The 17,460-nt window shown below is 68.2% G+C and carries 13 protein-coding genes; 11 read left to right on the top strand and 2 right to left on the bottom strand.

What is annotated here, in order from left to right; genetic code table 11:
* The first annotated feature begins 7 nt into the window (after positions 1-7).
* The 7 genes from ACZK1G_RS17185 (at position 8) to tsaB (ending at position 11,284) form a co-directional block, all read left to right on the top strand.
* Entirely contained in the window at positions 8-2,164 is a 2,157-nt protein-coding gene (locus ACZK1G_RS17185; protein WP_075676820.1) for a RelA/SpoT family protein, read from the top strand.
* A gap of 30 nt (positions 2,165-2,194) precedes the next feature.
* Positions 2,195-3,766 carry a hypothetical protein gene (locus ACZK1G_RS17180; protein WP_101765946.1) on the top strand — a complete coding sequence of 524 codons (1,572 nt, stop codon included), beginning with the start codon at positions 2,195-2,197 and terminating at the stop codon, positions 3,764-3,766.
* Positions 3,767-3,952: 186 nt separating this feature from the next.
* A complete protein-coding gene (locus ACZK1G_RS17175) occupies positions 3,953-4,906 on the top strand; it encodes a glycosyltransferase family 2 protein (protein ID WP_049442969.1) in 954 nt (317 codons plus the stop codon).
* A gap of 76 nt (positions 4,907-4,982) precedes the next feature.
* Positions 4,983-7,424 carry a penicillin-binding protein 1B gene (mrcB, locus tag ACZK1G_RS17170; RefSeq protein ID WP_101765945.1) on the top strand — a complete coding sequence of 814 codons (2,442 nt, stop codon included), beginning with the start codon at positions 4,983-4,985 and terminating at the stop codon, positions 7,422-7,424.
* A complete protein-coding gene (locus ACZK1G_RS17165) occupies positions 7,421-7,957 on the top strand; it encodes a hypothetical protein (protein ID WP_101765944.1) in 537 nt (178 codons plus the stop codon). Before mrcB ends, ACZK1G_RS17165 begins: the two co-directional genes overlap by 4 nt.
* Before the next feature lie 555 nt (positions 7,958-8,512).
* Complete coding sequence (locus ACZK1G_RS17160) at positions 8,513-10,561, top strand: DNA repair helicase YoaA (protein WP_101766440.1); 2,049 nt, start codon at positions 8,513-8,515, stop codon at positions 10,559-10,561.
* Positions 10,562-10,570: 9 nt separating this feature from the next.
* Positions 10,571-11,284 carry a tRNA (adenosine(37)-N6)-threonylcarbamoyltransferase complex dimerization subunit type 1 TsaB gene (gene tsaB / locus ACZK1G_RS17155; protein ID WP_101765943.1) on the top strand — a complete coding sequence of 238 codons (714 nt, stop codon included), beginning with the start codon at positions 10,571-10,573 and terminating at the stop codon, positions 11,282-11,284.
* Positions 11,285-11,937: 653 nt separating this feature from the next.
* Here the strand turns inward: tsaB and ACZK1G_RS17150 are convergent.
* Both ACZK1G_RS17150 and gshB read right to left on the bottom strand, forming a co-directional pair.
* On the bottom strand, positions 11,938-12,822 hold the full coding sequence (locus ACZK1G_RS17150) for an energy transducer TonB (protein ID WP_049442974.1): 885 nt from the start codon (positions 12,820-12,822) through the stop codon (positions 11,938-11,940).
* Positions 12,822-13,769 carry a glutathione synthase gene (gene gshB, locus ACZK1G_RS17145; protein WP_014038187.1) on the bottom strand — a complete coding sequence of 316 codons (948 nt, stop codon included), beginning with the start codon at positions 13,767-13,769 and terminating at the stop codon, positions 12,822-12,824. Before gshB ends, ACZK1G_RS17150 begins: the two co-directional genes overlap by 1 nt.
* Before the next feature lie 240 nt (positions 13,770-14,009).
* On the opposite strand from gshB, the gene pilG reads away from it, so the two are divergent.
* From pilG to ACZK1G_RS17125, 4 genes are read left to right on the top strand one after another with little or no spacing between them, the layout of a single operon-like run.
* A complete protein-coding gene (gene pilG, locus ACZK1G_RS17140; RefSeq protein ID WP_005418455.1) occupies positions 14,010-14,411 on the top strand; it encodes a twitching motility response regulator PilG in 402 nt (133 codons plus the stop codon).
* An 18-nt stretch (positions 14,412-14,429) separates the two neighbouring features.
* A complete protein-coding gene (locus ACZK1G_RS17135) occupies positions 14,430-14,792 on the top strand; it encodes a response regulator (protein WP_005410717.1) in 363 nt (120 codons plus the stop codon).
* Positions 14,792-15,322, top strand: a complete 531-nt coding sequence (locus ACZK1G_RS17130; RefSeq protein WP_014038186.1) for a chemotaxis protein CheW — start codon at positions 14,792-14,794, stop codon at positions 15,320-15,322. The genes ACZK1G_RS17135 and ACZK1G_RS17130 overlap by 1 nt, the downstream gene beginning before the upstream one ends.
* A gap of 41 nt (positions 15,323-15,363) precedes the next feature.
* Positions 15,364-17,400 carry a methyl-accepting chemotaxis protein gene (locus ACZK1G_RS17125; protein WP_014038185.1) on the top strand — a complete coding sequence of 679 codons (2,037 nt, stop codon included), beginning with the start codon at positions 15,364-15,366 and terminating at the stop codon, positions 17,398-17,400.
* The last annotated feature ends 60 nt before the right edge of the window (positions 17,401-17,460 follow it).

Raw genomic sequence — 17,460 nt, 5'->3', positions numbered from 1 at the left:
CGATGCTGTGAACCGCGCTTCCGTCCCTGGCCTGGATGCCTTGTTGAACCGTCCCTCGGCAGCCGTGCTGCCTGCTCCGCTGCGCCAGGCCCTGCGCGAGCATTGGGAAGCGCCGGACTGCGACCACCAGATGCGCGCCACCTGGTCGGTGCTGGGCGATACCCTCGATGCGCTGGCGATGCTCTCGGCTGACGAGGGAGCGGTGGTGGCAGCATTGCTGTTCGACCTGCCGGGCCTGCGCGCCAGCCTGGACCAGCTGCCGCTGGGCAGCCACAAGGCGGCAGTGATCGGCCTGCTTGATGGCCAGGACGCCGCCGACCCGGTGTGGGCACTGCATGCCGGCCGCGAGGCCGGACGCAACAGTGAAGGCCTGCGCCGGCTGCTGCTGGCGATCATCCGCGACCTGCGCGTGGTGCCGATCCTGCTGGCACGCCAGCTGGCGCGGATGCGTGCGGCCGACAAGCTGGACGAAGAGCAGCGCCGTGCGCTGGCCCAGCTGACCCGCGATATCCACGCGCCCCTGGCCAACCGCCTGGGCATCTGGCAGCTGAAGTGGGAGCTGGAGGACCTGGCATTCCGCCACCTGGAGCCGGAGACCTACCGCCGCATCGCCCGCGAGGTGGACGAAACCCGCATCGCCCGCGAGCGCTACGTCGAGAACGTCAAGAAGGTGTTGTCGCGCGAGCTGGTCGCCCAGGGCATCAAGGCCGAAGTCAGTGGCCGCCCGAAGCACATCTACAGCATCTGGCGGAAGATGCAGAAGAAGCGGCTGGCCTTCGACCAGCTGTATGACATCCGTGCGGTGCGCGTGATGGTCGACGACGTCGCCGCCTGCTACGCCGCGCTGGGCGTGGTGCACGCGCTGTGGGCGCCGGTGCCGAGCGAATTCGATGATTACATCGCCCGGCCCAAGGCCAATGACTATCGCTCGCTGCACACCGCCGTGGTCGGTCCGGAAGGGCGCACCATCGAAGTACAGATCCGTACCCACGAGATGCACTCGCAGGCCGAGCTGGGCGTGGCCGCGCACTGGAAGTACAAGGAAGGTGGCAAGGGCGCGGAGAAGTCCTTCGACCGCAAGATCACCTGGATGCGCCAGCTGCTGGAACAGGCGCAGGACGGGCAGGGCAATGAACTGGCCGGGGCGCTCGATGCCGAGCTGACCGAGGACCGGGTCTACGCGCTGAGCCCGAAGGACGAAGTGCTGGACCTGCCGCAGGGTGCTACGCCGCTCGATTTCGCCTACCAGGTGCACACCATGGTCGGGCACCGCTGCCGCGGCGCCAAGGTCAACGGCCGTATCGTGCCGCTGACCTATCGGCTGCGCAGTGGCGATCGCGTCGAGATCCTGACCGGCAAGGAGGCCGACCCGCGCCGCGACTGGCTGATGCCAGCCAACGGCTTCCTGGCCAGCAACCGCTCGCGCGAGAAGGTACGCAGCTGGTTCCACAAGCTCGACCGTGCGCGCAACGTGCAGGCCGGTCGCGAGCTGCTCGAGCGCGAACTGAAGCGGCTGGGCCTGCAGCACTCGGACCTGGCCGTCGCCGCGAAGAAGTTCCATGCCGACAGTGTCGATGACCTGTACATCCAGGTGGCGCTGGGCGATACCGGCCCGAACCAGGTCAGCCGTACGCTGCTGGAAGCAGAGCGTGCCGCCAGCCAGCCGGCGCCCGCGCCGAGCCTGCCGCGGCCGACCGCGCGCCGCGAGAACCTGGGCAAGTCCAAGTTCACCGTGCAGGGCGTGGGCAACCTGCTGGTGCAGCTGGCACGCTGCTGCCAGCCGGTGGCCGGCGAGCCGATCGTCGGTTACCTGACCCGTAGCCGTGGTGTCACCGTGCACCGTGCAGACTGTGCCGCGCTGGCCCGGCTGGCCGCCACCAGCCCGCAGCGCATCCTGCCGGTGGAATGGGGCCAGGCCGGCGGTGGCTATGAAGTGGACGTGGTGGTCACTGCTGTCGACCGCCGCTGGCTGCTGAAGGACATCACCAACCTGATCGCCCAGGAAGACGCCTACGTGCTCGACATCCACAGTGACAACGTGCGCAACAGTGGCCGCGCCCATCTGCGGCTGCGGCTGAAGGTCAGCGACTACGGGCAGTTGTCGACCCTGCTGGGCAAGCTGGATGCGCTGCCGGGCGTGAGTGAGGCGCGTCGCCTCGGCTGAGCTTCACGCTGCCCCGGCTACCCTGCACGCATGGAACGCGAGCCCCCGCATCGCCCGCATGGCGCTGAACATCCTGCGCTGGACCGCGTCCGTCGCGAGGGCCGTTGGTGGTGGCTGCAGGCGCGCCATGCGCGCCGGATCTGGCGCTGGGCGCTGCTCGCAGCGCTGGCCGTGTTCGTGCTGCTGGTGCTGCTGCGCAAGCCGTTGGCAGACTGGTTCTGGGACGAGCCGCAGATCGAACAACTGCTGGCCGAGGGGGATCGTGCATTGGCCGCCGGTCGCCTGAGCGATGCCGACGGCAGTGGTGCGCGTGAGCGCTACCAGGCAGTGCTGGCGCTGGACGGTGATCGTCCGCAGGCGCGCCAGGGCCTGGCCAATACCGGTGCGGCAGCGCTGCAACAGGCGCGCGATCGCCTGCAGGCCGATGACCTGGACGGCAGCGCGCAGGCACTGGCACTGGCGCGTGAGCTGCAGGTGCCGCAGGGCGAAGCCGATGCGGTCGCCCGCCAGCTGCAGGCGCGACGCAGTGCCGGAGCGGGCATTGGTGCGTTGTTGGCACAGGCGCGCAACGCGTTCGCTGCTGGACGCCTGGATGACGGCGACAGCAGTGCGCTGCCCTTGTTCCAGCGCATCCTGGCCCTGCAGCCGGACAACCTGCCGGCGCTGGAAGGGCGCGAGGATGCGCTGAGCGACCTGCTGCTGCAGGCGCGCACGCTGGCGGGGCGTGGGGAGCTGGCCGAGGCGGCCGCGATCCTGCGTCGTGCCCGCCAGTTCGATGCCGGTCATGCCGATCTGCCGGCCAGCGAGGAAGCCCTGGCGCGCGCGGTGGACCAGCGCTTGCGGCAGGCGCAGCGTGCGTTGCAGCGGCAGCAGCTGGAAGCCGCGGCCAAGGGCTTCCTGGCAGTGCTTGCGGTGGCTGCCGATGATCCGAATGCACAGCGCGGGCGTGAGCAGGCACTGCAGGCAGTGGTCGCGCGTAGCCAGACATCCGCCGACGACTTCCAGTTCGATGCGGCGCAACGCGATGCGGCCCTGGCGGCGGAGCTGGGGGCTTCGCAGGCAATCCGACAGCAATTGACGCAGCGCCTGCAGCGCGCGCAGCAGGCACAACGGGCCCTGCAGCAGCCGGCGATCAGCACGGCGCAGCGCGAACGCCAGCTGCGCGACCATCTGCGGAAGATCGAGCATGCCGAGCGTGCAGGGCAATGGATCAGCCCACCGGGGCACAGCGCATTCGACGCGCTGCGCGAAGCCCAGTCACTGGCCCCTCGCGACGTGCGGGTGAAGGCCGCCGCCGCGCGCCTGCTGCCCGCCAGCCGCCGCTGCTTCGACGACAATCTGCGTCAGAATCGTGTACAGGCGGCAGGCGCCTGCCTGCAGGCCTGGCAGACCCTGTCACCGACTGCGGCCGGGCTGCCCTCGGCGCGGCTGCGGTTGGCCCAGCGCTGGCTGGCGATCGGCAGCGAACGGCTCGGCAATGGCGACCTGGCCTTCGCTGCGCACGCCGCCGAACAGGCGCGCTTGCTGCAACCCGACCTGGCCGAACTGCCGGCATTCGAAGACCGCCTGCGCCGCGCCGGTGGTGAGCTGCGACCACACTGATATCGACAGGATTCGTGCAGGTCGTACTGGTCGGGTATAGTCCAGCCGCTGCATCACGCTCAAGCGGTGCAGTGAGTTGTCAGTCTTGCTGTCAATGTTATTGCTGCAGGTTTGGCGGGAGATGGCCTTCGGTCGTTTTCATCGTTTTTCACACAGCCTGCGTTCCGCAGCCAGCGACATGACGTCATGAATCCAGTGATTCCGCAGGGACCCGGTCCGGGGTCCGCCTTCGATGCCTCCCTTGTCTGCGCTGTCATCGTCACCTATGGGCCCGAGCCGGACCTGTTGCGGCGGGTGGTTGACAGTGTGCTGCAGCAGGTGGGGCATCTTGTGGTGTTCGACAATGGCAGCACGGGTGTTGATGTCGACGAACTGCTGGCCGGAAAGGGCGGAATCAGCGTAGTTGCCTCGGCGCACAACGTTGGCCTCGGGAGTGCCTTGAACCGGGCCTATGAGCGGGCACAGGCGCTCGGCTTTGCCTATGTGCTGCTGATGGATCAGGACAGTGTGCTGGCGCCAGGGATGGTGGATGTCCTGGGGACTGCACTGATCGAATTGGCCCGCGCAGAGCGCGTGGCCGCTGTCGGCCCGCAGTTCCGCGATTCGCGCAGTGGCATGCTTGCCCCGTTCGTTCGCTTTGGCTTCCCGTTCAACCACAAGTTGCGGGGGGGAGCGGGCCAGCGCATCTCCTGCGATTTCCTCATTACCTCCGGTTCGCTGGTGCCGATGTCGGCATTGCAGGATATCGGTGCAATGGACGAATCCCTGTTCATTGACAACCTGGACATGGACTGGTGTTTCAGGGCCAAGCGCCATGGTTATTCCCTGTATGGCATCTGCGACGCGCAGATGACCCATAGCATCGGCGAGGAGCTGCTGCCATCACGTACGAAGCCGGATGGCGTGATCGTGCACAAGCCCTTCCGCCTTTACTTCATCATGCGCAATCGCGTTCTGCTCTACGCGCGTGCCTATACGCCACGGGTGTGGATTGCCCAGGATGTGCCGCGCCTGCTGCTGAAGCTGGTAGGCAACGGCGTGTTCCTCGCCCCTCGCTGGATTCGGTTGCGGTTCATGTTGAGAGGGCTGTGGGATGGGCTTCGGGGCAAGGCCGGGCCCCTGCCTCCGGTAAATCACTGAACAGGCAGTTTGGTGAACCTGCCTTGGGGAAATGGGCTGGGGTAGACTCCGCTGACGCCCCTGCCATGCTTCTCCCGTGCCCCGACGCTACGATTCCGACGACATCGACGATTTCGACGACGACGACCAGCAGGACAACGGTCCGCTGTGGCGGCGCCGGCTGATCACCTGGAGCATGGCTGCGGTCGCGTTGGGATTGGGTTTCCTCATCCCCTATACGCTGTACCTGAACCAACAGGTGACCCAGCGTTTCGGTGAACTGCGCTGGCAGATCCCGACGCGCGTGTACGCGCGCCCGCTGGTGCTGACTCCCGGCAAGGCGATGGATGCGTCCACGCTGAAGACCGAGCTGGCAGCCTCTGCCTACCGCGATGACGGGCAGGGCAAGGAGCCGGCCACCTATGCGGTGAACGGCGGGCGCTTCGTCATCTCCAGCCGCGGCTTCAACGACGTTGACGGCCGGGTGGCCCCGCGCCGGGTGGAGCTGTCGCTGGCCGACGGCGGCGTGGCCTCGCTGCGCGACGCTGACAACCGCAAGGCGCTGAAGGCCGCGCGGCTGGATCCGGCGCGCATCGCCACCCTGTACGGCCAGAAGCAGGAAGAGCGCCGCCTGATCCGCATGGACGAGGCGCCGGACCTGCTGGTGACCGGCCTGCAGGCAGTGGAAGACAAGGATTTCAACCGCCATCACGGCATCGACCTGTCCGGCATCGCGCGCGCGGTGTGGGTGACGATCCGTTCCGGTGGCCAGAGCCGCCAGGGCGCTTCGACGCTGACCCAGCAGCTGGCCCGCAGCGGCCTGCTCGGCATCGGCAAGGAACAGACGGTCACCCGCAAGTTCAATGAGGTGCTGTACGCACTGATCATGGAAGCGCGCTACGACAAGCGCACCATTTTCGAGGCCTACCTCAACCAGGTGTACCTGGGCCAGCGCGGCAGCCAGGCGATCCATGGCATGTCCTCCGGCGCCGAGTTCTGGTTCGGCCGTGACCTGCAGTCGCTGGAGACCGAGCAGATCGCACTGCTGATCGGCCTGGTCAAGGGCCCGTCCTTCTACGACCCGCGGCGCAACCCGGAGCGCGCGCTGGATCGCCGCAACTTCGTGCTGGGCAAGCTGCACGAGGCCACGCTGATCGACGATGCCGAGTACCAGCGCGCGCTGAAGGCACCGCTGGGCGTGCCCAAGACGCCGGGCCTGGTGGCAGCCAACCGCTTCCCCGCCTACGTTGACCTGGTTCGCCGCCAGCTCGGCCATGACTATCCGGAATCGGCGCTGCAGGGCGCGGGCCTGAGCGTGATGACCGGCATGTCGCCGTCCGCGCAGGCCTATGCCGAAGGCGCGGTGACCCGCACCATCAAGTCGCTGGAAAGCCAGCGCCGCCCTGAACTGCAGGCCGGCATGGTGTTGACCGACGTGCACAACGGTGACGTGCTGGCGGTGATCGGCAGCCGCGAGGTGTCCGAGGTCGGCTTCAACCGCGCGATCGAGGCACAGCGCCCGGTCGGTTCGCTGCTCAAGCCGTTCGTGTACCTGCTGGCCCTGGCGCAGCCGGACCGCTATTCGCTGGCCAGCTGGGTGGATGATTCGCCGGTGACGGTGCAGCTCGGCCGCGGCCGCAACTGGAACCCCGGCAATGCGGACAACCGCAGCCACGGCACGGTGCGCCTGATCGACGCACTGGCGCATTCCTACAACCAGGCCACGGTGCGCGTGGGCATGCAGGTCGGCCCCGAGCGCGTGACCCAGCTGATCCACGTGCTGGCCGGGATCAAGGCCGAGGCCAACCCGGCGGTGATCCTCGGCTCGACCGACCAGAGCCCGTACGCGATGGCGCAGCTGTACCAGTTCCTTGCGTCCGGCGGCGAGATCCAGCCGCTGCACGCGGTGCGTGGCGTGCTCGATCCGCAGGGCAAGCTGCTCAAGCGATACGACAAGACCCCGGCACCGGCGCAGGAAGGCGATTCGATTGCCGCCAACCTGATCAGTGTCGGCCTGCAGCAGGTGGTCGCCAGCGGTACCGCGCAGCGGCTCAATGCCGATGGCCTCGGCCGCCTGCAGCCCGCCGGCAAGACCGGCACCACCAACGATGGCCGTGACAGCTGGTATGCCGGCTACACCGGTGATCATCTGGCGGTGATCTGGATCGGCAACGATCAGAACGAGCAGGCCGGCCTGTATGGCGCCACCGGCGCGATGCGGGTCTGGTCGGGCATCTTCCAGCGCCTGCCGAGCGCGCCGCTGCGGGTCAGCAACAAGGGCCTGGATTGGCAGTCGGTGGCGCCCACCGGCCTCAACAGCACCGATGAAGGCTGCCCCGGCGCGCGTCGTTTCCCGTTCGTGGTTGGCTATGCGCCGGCCTATGCGCCGTGCGCACCGGCGGTGTCGCCGGACGGGCAGGGCGGGGCCGAAGGCGAGGGCGGTGGCTGGCGCAGCTGGTTCGGCCTGGACCGCAAGCCGGAAGCACCTGCCGAACCTGCCGCGGCACCCGCCGCCGCTACTCCTCCCCCGAGCCGATGATGCCGATGAACATGCGATCCCTGCTGCAGCCCCTGGCCCTGACCGGCCTCAGCCTGGCCCTGGCCGCCTGCGTGAGCAGCGCACCGCCGGTGGTCAAGCCGGTCGACACCACCACGCCGGCGCATCGCCTGGCTGCCGTGGATGCAGCAGCAGGCCCGGACGACAAGGAACTGTCGGTGCAGCCGCTGCGTGATTCGCAGGTGGAAGACCTGCGGTTGACCGCACAGGCGCAGCGCCAGGCAAACGATCTGGCCGGCGCGGCCAGCAGCCTGGACCATGCGCTGGAAATCGTCGCCGGCGACCCGGCGGTTTTGCAGGAACGTGCCGAGCTGGCACTGCTGCAGGGCCAGTGGGCACAGGCGGAGACGTTCGCGCGCAAGGCGGTGGATCTGGGTTCGAAGACCGGGCCGCTGTGCCGCCGGCACTGGGCGACGATCGAGCAGTCGCGCCTGGCGCGGGGCGAGAAGGAGAATGCGGTGTCGGCGCATGCGCAGCTGGAAGGCTGCACCGTGCCGGGGATCAAGCGGTACTGAGTTATTCCACTCCATCGGGCGCTGCCCCCTCTGCGGCAAGCGCTCGCACTGATGGATGGTCGTGATGGGCCGTGTGGGTGGGGCGTGCAGGACGCGCCGTAAACCCATCCCTGGGGGCTCGATGGCGCCATCCATGGCGCCAACGGTCCTGCACGCCCCACCCACCCGGCCCGCCATACATCGCGCGGGCCGCAGGCAAGAACAAAATCAAAATCAAAAGCGGGTCGCACGCTGCGCGCACTCGCGGTAACTCATCGTTCTTCCCGTTCCCTCCACCGCTTTTGACATCCCAGTCGAGCAAGCTCGACGCTACGAAGTGCGTCCCTCCGTCACCGGGAAACTGTCGGAGGCGGGGGACTGTGGGTTTGCGGGGTGTCCGCGGCATGGATGCCGCGGCCAAGCCCCCAGGGACGGGTTTACGGCGTCCCCGCAAACCCACAGTCCCCCGCCAGTCCCCAGTACAACCCAGAGCCATGAACACCGCTGTTGCTGTTGCTGTTGCTCCGGCTTGAAACGGGTGCCGGGCAGCGCCCGGCCGGGTATCCTTTCCCTCTGATGTCCGACCTTGTCCATGCCAGCCGCGAAGCCCTCAGCGAAGGCGGCGCGCTCGCCTCGCACCTGGATGCCTTTGTCCCGCGTCCGGCACAGCTGCACCTGACCGAAGCCATCGCCGATGCGCTGCAGCAGCGGGACCTGCTGCTGGCCGAGGCTGGTACCGGCACCGGCAAGACCTTCGCCTATCTGGTGCCGGTGCTGCTGTCCGGGTTGCGCACCATCATCTCCACCGGCACCCGCGCGCTGCAGGACCAGCTCTATCACCGCGATCTGCCGCGCGTGCGCCAGGCGCTGGGCGTCGGCCTGCGCAGCGCGCTGTTGAAAGGGCGCGCGAATTACCTGTGCCGCTACCGACTGCAGCAGGCGCGGGGTGAACCGCGGTTTTCCAGCCCCGAGCAGGCCGCGCAGTTCCAGCGCATCCTGGCCTGGTCCGGCCGCTCGGAGTTCGGCGACATCGCCGAACTGGAAGGCCTGGCCGATGACTCGCCGCTGCTGCCGATGGTCACCTCCACCGTCGACAACTGTCTGGGTACCGATTGCCCGTTCTGGGATGACTGTTTCGTGGTGCGTGCGCGCCAGCGTGCGCAGGCGGCCGACGTGGTGGTGGTCAACCATCACCTGCTGCTGGCCGACCTGGCACTGAAGCAGGATGGCTTCGGTGAGTTGCTGCCGGGGGCGCAGGCCTTTGTCATCGACGAGGCGCATCAGCTGCCCGAGTTGGCCGCGCAGTTCTTCGGCGAAGGCTTCGGCATGCGTCCGTGGCAGGAGCTGGGCCGCGACTGCCTGGCCGAAGCTCGCGGCGTGGGCGGTGCGCAGTCGGCCCTGCAGGAACCGGTCGACCAGTTGCAGCAGGCGTTGCTGGCGTTGCGTTCGGCGATGGAGGGGCTGCCGCCACGTGGTACGCAGTGGCGCGCGCTGGCGATGCCACAGGTGCGCGATGGATTCGATACGGTGATGGCCGGCCTGGTGACGCTGGAGCAGGCATTGCAGCCGCTGCGGGAAGCGGCGGCGGGCCTGGACGCCTGTCATGCGCGGGCGCGCGAAGCTGTGTCGCGGCTCCAGCGCTGGCTGGGCGATGATGAGCCCACCCTCGATTTCGATACCGATCCGGCGGAGACTCCCAGTGCCGCCGATGTGCTCTGGTATGAGCTCACCCCGCGGGGTTTCCGCTGCCAGCGTACGCCGATGGATGTGTCCGGCCCGCTGCGCGAGCATCGCGAGCGCAGCCGCGCGGCGTGGATTTTCACCTCGGCCACGCTGACCGTTGGCGGTGGCTTCGACCACATCGCCACGCGCCTGGGCCTGGACGATCCGCACACGCTGGTCCAGCCGAGTCCGTTCAATTGGCCCGAGCAGGCATTGTGTTACCTGCCCGAAGGCCTGCCCGATCCGGCGGCGCGCGGGTTTGGCACCGCGCTGATCCAGACTCTACGGCCGGTGTTGCAGGCCTCGCAGGGCAGGGCGTTCCTGTTGTTCGCCTCGCACCGTGCATTGCGTGAGGCCGCCGAGGCACTGCGCGACGGGCCGTGGCCGTTGTTCGTGCAGGGCGAGGCGCCACGCGCGACGCTGCTGCAGCGCTTCCGCGAATCGGGCAATGGCGTGCTGCTGGGCTCGGCCAGTTTCCGCGAGGGCGTGGACGTGGTCGGCGAAGCGCTGAGCGTGGTGATGATCGACAAGCTGCCGTTCGCGGCGCCGGATGACCCGGTCTACGAGGCGCGGCTGGAGGCGATCCGCAGCCAGGGCGGCAATCCGTTCCGCGACGAACAGCTGCCGCAGGCAGTGATCGCACTGAAGCAGGGCGTCGGCCGCCTGATCCGCAGCGAAAGCGACCGGGGCGTGCTGGTGCTGTGCGACCCGCGCCTGCTCAACCGCGGCTATGGCCGGGTCTTCCTTGAGTCGCTGCCGCCATTCCGGCGCACCCGCAGCCTGGCCGATGTGCAGGCCTTCTTTACGCCACAATGGCTACCCGTGGCCGATGATGCGGCTGCCCCGGCCGCCGTTGCGGCAGGGCCGGAGCCGGCTCCCGGTGCCACGTTCCCCTTGTTCTGACCTGATCCGATGAAACTGCTCGCCTTTGAAACCGCCACCGAAGCCTGTTCCGTTGCCCTGCATGTCGATGGGCAGGTGCTGGAACGCTTCGAGATCGCCCCGCGCCGGCACGCCGAACTGAGCCTGCCGTGGGCCGAGGCGCTGCTGGCCGACGCCGGCATCAGCCGTCGCCAGCTCGATGGCATCGCGCTCAGTCGCGGTCCGGGTGCGTTCACTGGCGTGCGCCTGGCGATTGCCATCGCCCAGGGCATCGCACTGGCACTGGACCGCCCGCTGCTGCCGGTCTCGACGCTGCAGGTGCTGGCGCTGCGGGCACCGGCGGAAGAAACGCAGATCCTGTCGGCGATCGATGCGCGGATGGGCGAACTCTACGTCGCACGTTTCGAGCGTGTGGACGGCCTGCCGGTCGCGCGCGATGCCGAGCGCGTATGCGCGCCTGCCGCGGTGACGCTGCCAGAAGGGCTGTCCGCCTACGGTGTGGGTACCGGTTTCGGCGCAGCCGAGGGCGCACTGGTGGCACAACTTGGGGCTGGCCTGAGTGGATTCGATGCCGCCGCTTTGCCGCGCGCGTCGGACGTACTGGCACTGGCGGTGCCGGCCTTCGCGCGCGGTGAAGCCATCGCACCGGAGAAGGTCGAGCCGGCCTACCTGCGCGACAACGTGGCACTGACCCTGGTCGAGCAGCAGGCGGCGCGCGAGGCGAAGGCGAAGGCCAACGGCTGAGCCCCTCGTGGCGGGGGTGGTTGCGTAGATCAAAAGCCGTGGTTTGGCCGGGCGGGTGGGCTGCGCAGGGGGCGCTGCAAGTACGTCCCTGTAAGCTCGGTCGCCGCATCCATGCGGCTCACGCCCCTGCGCAGCCCACCCGCCCGACCTCTGACAGTTTCCTTGTGCGTCCGCCACGGAAAATCAAAAGAAAATCAAAGTCAAAAGCGGGTCGCTTCGCTCGCATCCACGCATAGCGTGGATGTGTGTCGACCAAGGTCGACACCTACCAACAGCGGAGCGGGACGCGATGCGCCGGGATCTGTCAGAGGTGGGGCGGTGTGGGCTTGCAGGACCGTTGGCGCCATGGGCCCGAGGCATGCCTCGGGCGGGTTGGGCAGGACGCCCAACCCCGGTCTTGCCGTGTGCGCAGGACAGCGCACACGAGCAAGGCGCCATCGAGCCCCCATGGGTGAGGGCGCTTTGCTTGCGAAGCATTGCTTCGCAAGCGCCCGAACGCACAGCCGCCAGCGGCTGGGCCGGACCGCGGAGCGGGGTTTACGGCGTGTCCTGCAAGCCCACACCGCCCCGCCAAACCCAAAGCCCAACCGCCGCTTTTGACGTTGACGTTGACGTCCAGCGGGTCCCGGGCCGCAGGCCCGGGCAACAAAACCCTACCGGTCGTCGTGCAGGGTGCCACCGGGCAGGAACACCCACGTGCGGGTGACCTGCAGGATGTCGATCTCGTCCTCGGTCTTCGGCAGCGGCGGGAACGGCTGCGCCAGCTGCACCACCCGCAGCGCCGCCTCATCCAGCAACGGCGTCCCGCTTGAACGCAGGATCCGGCTGCTTTCCACGCTGCCATCGCGGCGCACGCCCACGCTGATCACCACCTGGCCGCCGAGCCGGCGCTGCCGGGCCTCGTCCGGGTAGTTCAGGTTGCCGACGCGCTCGGCGCGGTCGACCCAGGCGCGCAGGTAGTTGGCATAGGCATATTCGCGCGTGCTGGCCGACACGAACTTGCGGTTCGGGCGCTTGGCGTACTGCGCGGAACGCAGATGCACCTCGGCCGCCAGCCGTGCCATCTCGGCGTCGCGCTGTTCGCGCGCGGTCAGCGGTGCATCCGGTTCGGGCTGCTCCGGTGTCGGCCGCGGCTGGGCCTGGGCCACCGTCTCTTCGCCATTGCGGCTGCTTACCACGCGTGCCTGCGGCGGCGGAACCGGCGCGGCCGACTGCTGCTGTTGTGGCACTGGGCTCAGCCCCGCCTGCGCCTGCGGCACGATGCCGGCCTGGTTGTCGCGCGGGCGCTGCGCACGGTCGTGCTCGCCACCACCTTCCTGGCTCGCGGCGGCAAGGAAGTCGGCCTGCTTCGGCGTCAGTGCGGTGCGGGTCTGGCTGAAGATCACCTCCAGCGTCGGCACCAGCGGTGCGTCGCCCTTCACCGCAAAGCCCACGCCCAGGATCAGCAGGGCGTGGACCACGACCGACAGCGCGATGGTCGCGCCCAGCCGTTGCGCTTCGCGAGGCGGCGGGGGCAGGACGGCAGGTGCGGCCGCCATCAGCGCAGGCCGGCCTCGAGCGCGTCGAACAGGGTGCCGGCGATGTTCAGGCCGTACTGCGCGTCCAGCTCGCGCACGCAGGTCGGGCTGGTCACGTTGACCTCGGTCAGGTAATCGCCGATCACGTCCAGGCCGACGAAGCGCATGCCACGACGCTTCATCTCCGGGCCAACCTGGCCGGCGATCCAGCGGTCACGCTCGCTCAGCGGGCGCCCTTCGCCACGGCCGCCGGCCGCCAGGTTGCCGCGGAACTCGTCACCCTGGGGAATGCGCGCCAGGCAGTAGTCGACCGGTTCGCCGTCGACCAGCAGGATGCGCTTGTCGCCGGCCGTGATGTCGGGAATGAACTTCTGGGCCAGCGCCAGCTTGCGGCCGCCGTCGGTCAGGGTTTCCAGGATCACGTTCAGGTTCGGATCGCCCTGGCCGCTGCGGAAGATCGAGCGGCCACCCATGCCATCCAGCGGCTTCAGCACGGCCTGGCCGTGTTCCAGGGCGAAGGCCTTCAACGCCTTGGCATCGCGGCTGACCAGGGTCGGCGGGCAGCACTGCGGGAACAGCAGGGCGGCCAGCTTCTCGTTGTAGTCGCGCAGGCCCTGCGGGTTGTTGACCACGCAGGCACCGGCAGCGGCGGCCACATCCAGCACCTGGGTGTCGTAGATGTACTCGGCGTCGACCGGCGGGTCCTTGCGCATCAGCACGATCTGGCCGGGACCGAACTCGGTACGGCTGAACGCGCCCAGCTCATACCAGCCGGCCGGGTCGTCGCGAACCTGCAGCGGTGCGGTCTGGGCCACCGCCACGCCACCTTCCAGGGCCAGTCCGCCCGGCCGCACGTAGTGCAGGGCATGGCCGCGGCGCTGGGCTTCCAGCAGCATGGCGAAGGTGGTGTCCTTGGCGATCTTGATGTGGGCGATGGGGTCCATCACCACGATGACGTTCAACGGCATGGGCGCACCTGTCAGGCAAGGCGTTGATGGTAGCGGCAACGCCGGCCGCGCGCCTCCCCGCCGTACTGCAACGCAGCGTCCGCCTGCCGGCAGCGCAGTCATTGCGAACCCGGTCACGTTCAGCCGGGCGCCACCCCCTGCGCGGTAAGCCGGCCTTGAAGCGGGCGCGGAAAGTGCGATATAGATACGCTTTCGCAGCGGCTCCCGCCAGAGATTGGGCCGTGCGCTTGGGGATAGGCAATGACTGAAAACACGACTGCGGGCGGGGAACTCGCAGGACTCCGGGTGATGGTCATCGATGATTCGAAGACCATCCGCAGGACTGCGGAAACGCTGCTCAAGCGCGAAGGCTGCGAGGTGGTTACCGCCACCGACGGCTTCGAAGCGCTTGCCAAGATCGCAGACCAGCAGCCGCAGATCATCTTCGTCGACATCATGATGCCGCGCCTGGATGGCTACCAGACCTGTGCGCTGATCAAGGGCAACCAGCTGTTCAAGGCGACCCCGGTGATCATGCTGTCATCCAAGGATGGTCTGTTCGACAAGGCGCGGGGGCGCATCGTCGGCTCGGAGCAATACCTGACCAAGCCTTTCACGCGCGAAGAACTGCTGGGTGCCATCCGCACATACGTCAACGCCTGACCAGGGGGGAAAGGCACAATGGCTCGTATCGTCCTGATCGAGGATTCACCGACCGACCGCGCGGTGTTCACCCAGTGGCTGCGCCGTGCCGGCCACGAGGTGCTGGAAGCGGACAACGCCGAGGATGGCCTGCAGCTGGTCCGCGACCAGGTGCCGCAGCTGGTGCTGATGGACGTGGTCCTGCCCGGCATGAGCGGTTTCCAGGCCACCCGTGCAATGGCCCGTGATGCGGCGATCAAGCACATCCCGGTGATCATCGTCAGCACCAAGGCGATGGAAACCGACAAGGCCTGGGGCCTGCGCCAGGGCGCAGCCGATTACATCGTCAAGCCGCCGCGCGAGGATGAACTGATCGCGCGGATCAACGAACTGGTGGCCTGATGCGCTCGCCCTTCGACATCCTTGAAGCCTACGAACGGCGCAGCCTGGCCCACGCGGTGCAGCTGCCGGGGCGGCAGTTCGCCCAGGACCTGTGGCGTGGCGTCGGTTTCCGCGTCGGCCAGCGCCGGCTGGTGTCTGATTTCCGCGAAGTGGTGGAAATCGTACCGATGCCGCCGGTGACCCCGGTGCCCTGCGCGCAGCCCTGGCTGCTGGGCGTGGGCAACCTGCGCGGCAACCTGTTCCCGGTGGTCGACCTGAAGTACTTCCTGGAAGGCACGCGCACCGTGCAGCAGGAAGGCCAGCGCGTGCTGATCATGCGCCAGGCCGGCGGCGACGTCGCACTGACCATCGATGAACTGTTCGGCCAGCGCAGCTTCGAGCTGGAACAGCAGATCGAGGCTGGCACCCTGGCCGAAGGTCGCTACGGCCATTTCGTTGACCGTGCCTTCCATGCCGACGGCCATGACTGGGGCGTGTTCTCGCTCTCGCTGCTGTCGCGCACCCCTGAATTCCGGCAAGCCGCGGCCTGAGGCCGGGCATCGCCCCCTGCATTGAAGATCGAGGTTGAACGATGAGTACTGCTTCGGACGCCACCAAGACCGGCAAGCTGCGGCTGGGCGGCAGCAACCTCTGGCTGTTCCTGCTGCTGGCATCGATGATCCTGTTCGGCGTCAACACCGGCGTCGCCACCTGGCAGGGCAGCCGCCTTGCCGACGCCGGCTCCAAGGCCGCCGACCTGCAGGTGCTGTCGCAGCAGCTGGCCAACCAGGGACGTGACGCGGTCGGCGGCAACGCCCAGGCCTTCACCGCCTTCAAGGCCACCCGCAACGCGATCGAACAGAACGTGTCGACGCTGCAGGGCCGCTATGGCAAGGAGCCGGGCGTGTCCGGTGCCATCGCCACCCTGGGCGAGACCTGGGCACCGTTGGGCAAGCAGGCCGGGCAGCTGGTGGCCAGCGAGCCCGCCGTGCTGGCGCTGGCCGGCAATGCCAACAACTTCACCGGCGCGGTGCCGGGCCTGCAGGCCCAGCTGAACGAGCTGGTGCGCGCGATGTCCGCCTCCGGCGCGCCGTCGTCGCAGGTGTACAGCGCACTGCAGCAGGTCGTGGTGGCCGGTTCGATGGCCCGCCGCGTGACCGAAATGCGTGCCGGTGGCAGCGCCGCGGCGACCTCCGGCGATGCGCTGGCGCGTGACATCACCGTGTTCTCGCAGGTGCTCGACGGCCTGCGCAACGGCAACGAGGAACTGGGCATCACCGCCGTGCGCGGTGCCGCCGCCGTGGCCGCGCTGGAGCAGTCGCAGCAGAAGTGGGAGGCGATGAAGCAGGATGCCGACGCGATCCTGGCCAGCTCGCGCCAGCTGTTCGCGGCGCAGTCCGCCGCCACCGCGCTGGGCCAGGGTTCGGCACACATGCTGGACGACAGCCGCAAGCTGTTCGATGCGTTCTCCTCGTTCGGCTCGGTGTCCGACACCCGCCTGTTCCCGAATTTCTGGATCGGCGTGGTGTCCGGTGCGCTGTCGCTGATCGCGATCATCGGCTTCGTCTCCACCAACGTGCGCAGCCGCTCGCGCGAGCAGGAACTGCGTTACCAGACCCAGGTGGAATTCAACAGCCGCAACCAGCAGGCGATCATGCGGCTGCTGGACGAAATCTCCTCGCTCGGTGAGGGTGACCTGACGGTGAAGGCCTCGGTGACCGAGGACATGACCGGCGCGATCGCCGACGCGATCAACTACGCGGTGGACGAGCTGCGCCACCTGGTGACCACCATCAACGACACCTCGGCCAAGGTCGCGATGTCCACCCAGGAAACGCAGGCCACCGCCATGCAGCTGGCAGAGGCGGCGGGCCACCAGGCCAACCAGATCACCTCGGCCTCGGACCGCATCGGCGAAATCGCGGCGAGCATCGAGCAGGTGTCGCGCAACTCGGCCGAGTCGGCCGACGTGGCACAGCGTTCGGTGGTGATCGCCGCCGAGGGTGCCGGCGTGGTGCGCGAGACCATCCAGGGCATGGACCAGATCCGTGACCAGATCCAGGAAACCTCCAAGCGCATCAAGCGCCTGGGCGAGTCGTCGCAGGAAATCGGCTCGATCGTTGAACTGATCAACGACATTTCCGAGCAGACCAACATCCTGGCGTTGAACGCGGCCGTGCAGGCGGCGTCGGCAGGTGAAGCGGGCCGCGGTTTCGCGGTCGTGGCCGACGAAGTGCAGCGCCTGGCAGAACGTACCTCGGGTGCGACCCGACGCATCGAAAACCTGGTCCAGGCCATTCAGGCCGACACCAACGAGGCGGTCACCTCGATGGAGCAGACCACGGCCGAAGTGGTGTCCGGTGCGCGCCTGGCCGAGGACGCCGGTACCGCGCTGACCGAGATCGAGCGCGTGTCCAACGCCCTGAACACCCTCATCAAGAACATCTCCATCGCCGCCCAGCAGCAGTCGGCCGCCGCCTCGGACATCACCCGCACCATGGGCGTGATCCGGCAGATCACCGGCCAGACGTCGCAGGGTGCCGGGCAGACGGCAGAGTCGATCGGCCACCTCGCGCAGCTGGCGGCGGACCTGCGCCGTTCGGTCGCCGACTTCAAGCTGCCGGCGTGACGCGGGCAGGGCGGCGAGCAAGGAACCAGTCGATGAAGCATTTCCATTCCCCACGCCAGA

It is taken from the genome of Stenotrophomonas sp. 109824_Sma (assembly GCF_056480025.1).
The sequence above is the reverse complement of the archived record's forward strand: the minus strand, read 5'-3'. Positions and strand labels throughout refer to the sequence as shown.

Coding starts and splice junctions, on each gene's coding strand:
- ACZK1G_RS17180 (WP_101765946.1), top strand. CDS start 2,195: ATGGAACGCGAGCCCCCGCATCGCCCGCATGGCGCTGAACATCCTGCG.
- ACZK1G_RS17175 (WP_049442969.1), top strand. CDS start 3,953: ATGAATCCAGTGATTCCGCAGGGACCCGGTCCGGGGTCCGCCTTCGAT.
- ACZK1G_RS17165 (WP_101765944.1), top strand. CDS start 7,421: ATGATGCCGATGAACATGCGATCCCTGCTGCAGCCCCTGGCCCTGACC.
- ACZK1G_RS17160 (WP_101766440.1), top strand. CDS start 8,513: ATGTCCGACCTTGTCCATGCCAGCCGCGAAGCCCTCAGCGAAGGCGGC.
- tsaB (WP_101765943.1), top strand. CDS start 10,571: ATGAAACTGCTCGCCTTTGAAACCGCCACCGAAGCCTGTTCCGTTGCC.
- ACZK1G_RS17150 (WP_049442974.1), bottom strand. CDS start 12,822: ATGGCGGCCGCACCTGCCGTCCTGCCCCCGCCGCCTCGCGAAGCGCAA.
- gshB (WP_014038187.1), bottom strand. CDS start 13,769: ATGCCGTTGAACGTCATCGTGGTGATGGACCCCATCGCCCACATCAAG.
- pilG (WP_005418455.1), top strand. CDS start 14,010: ATGACTGAAAACACGACTGCGGGCGGGGAACTCGCAGGACTCCGGGTG.
- ACZK1G_RS17135 (WP_005410717.1), top strand. CDS start 14,430: ATGGCTCGTATCGTCCTGATCGAGGATTCACCGACCGACCGCGCGGTG.
- ACZK1G_RS17130 (WP_014038186.1), top strand. CDS start 14,792: ATGCGCTCGCCCTTCGACATCCTTGAAGCCTACGAACGGCGCAGCCTG.
- ACZK1G_RS17125 (WP_014038185.1), top strand. CDS start 15,364: ATGAGTACTGCTTCGGACGCCACCAAGACCGGCAAGCTGCGGCTGGGC.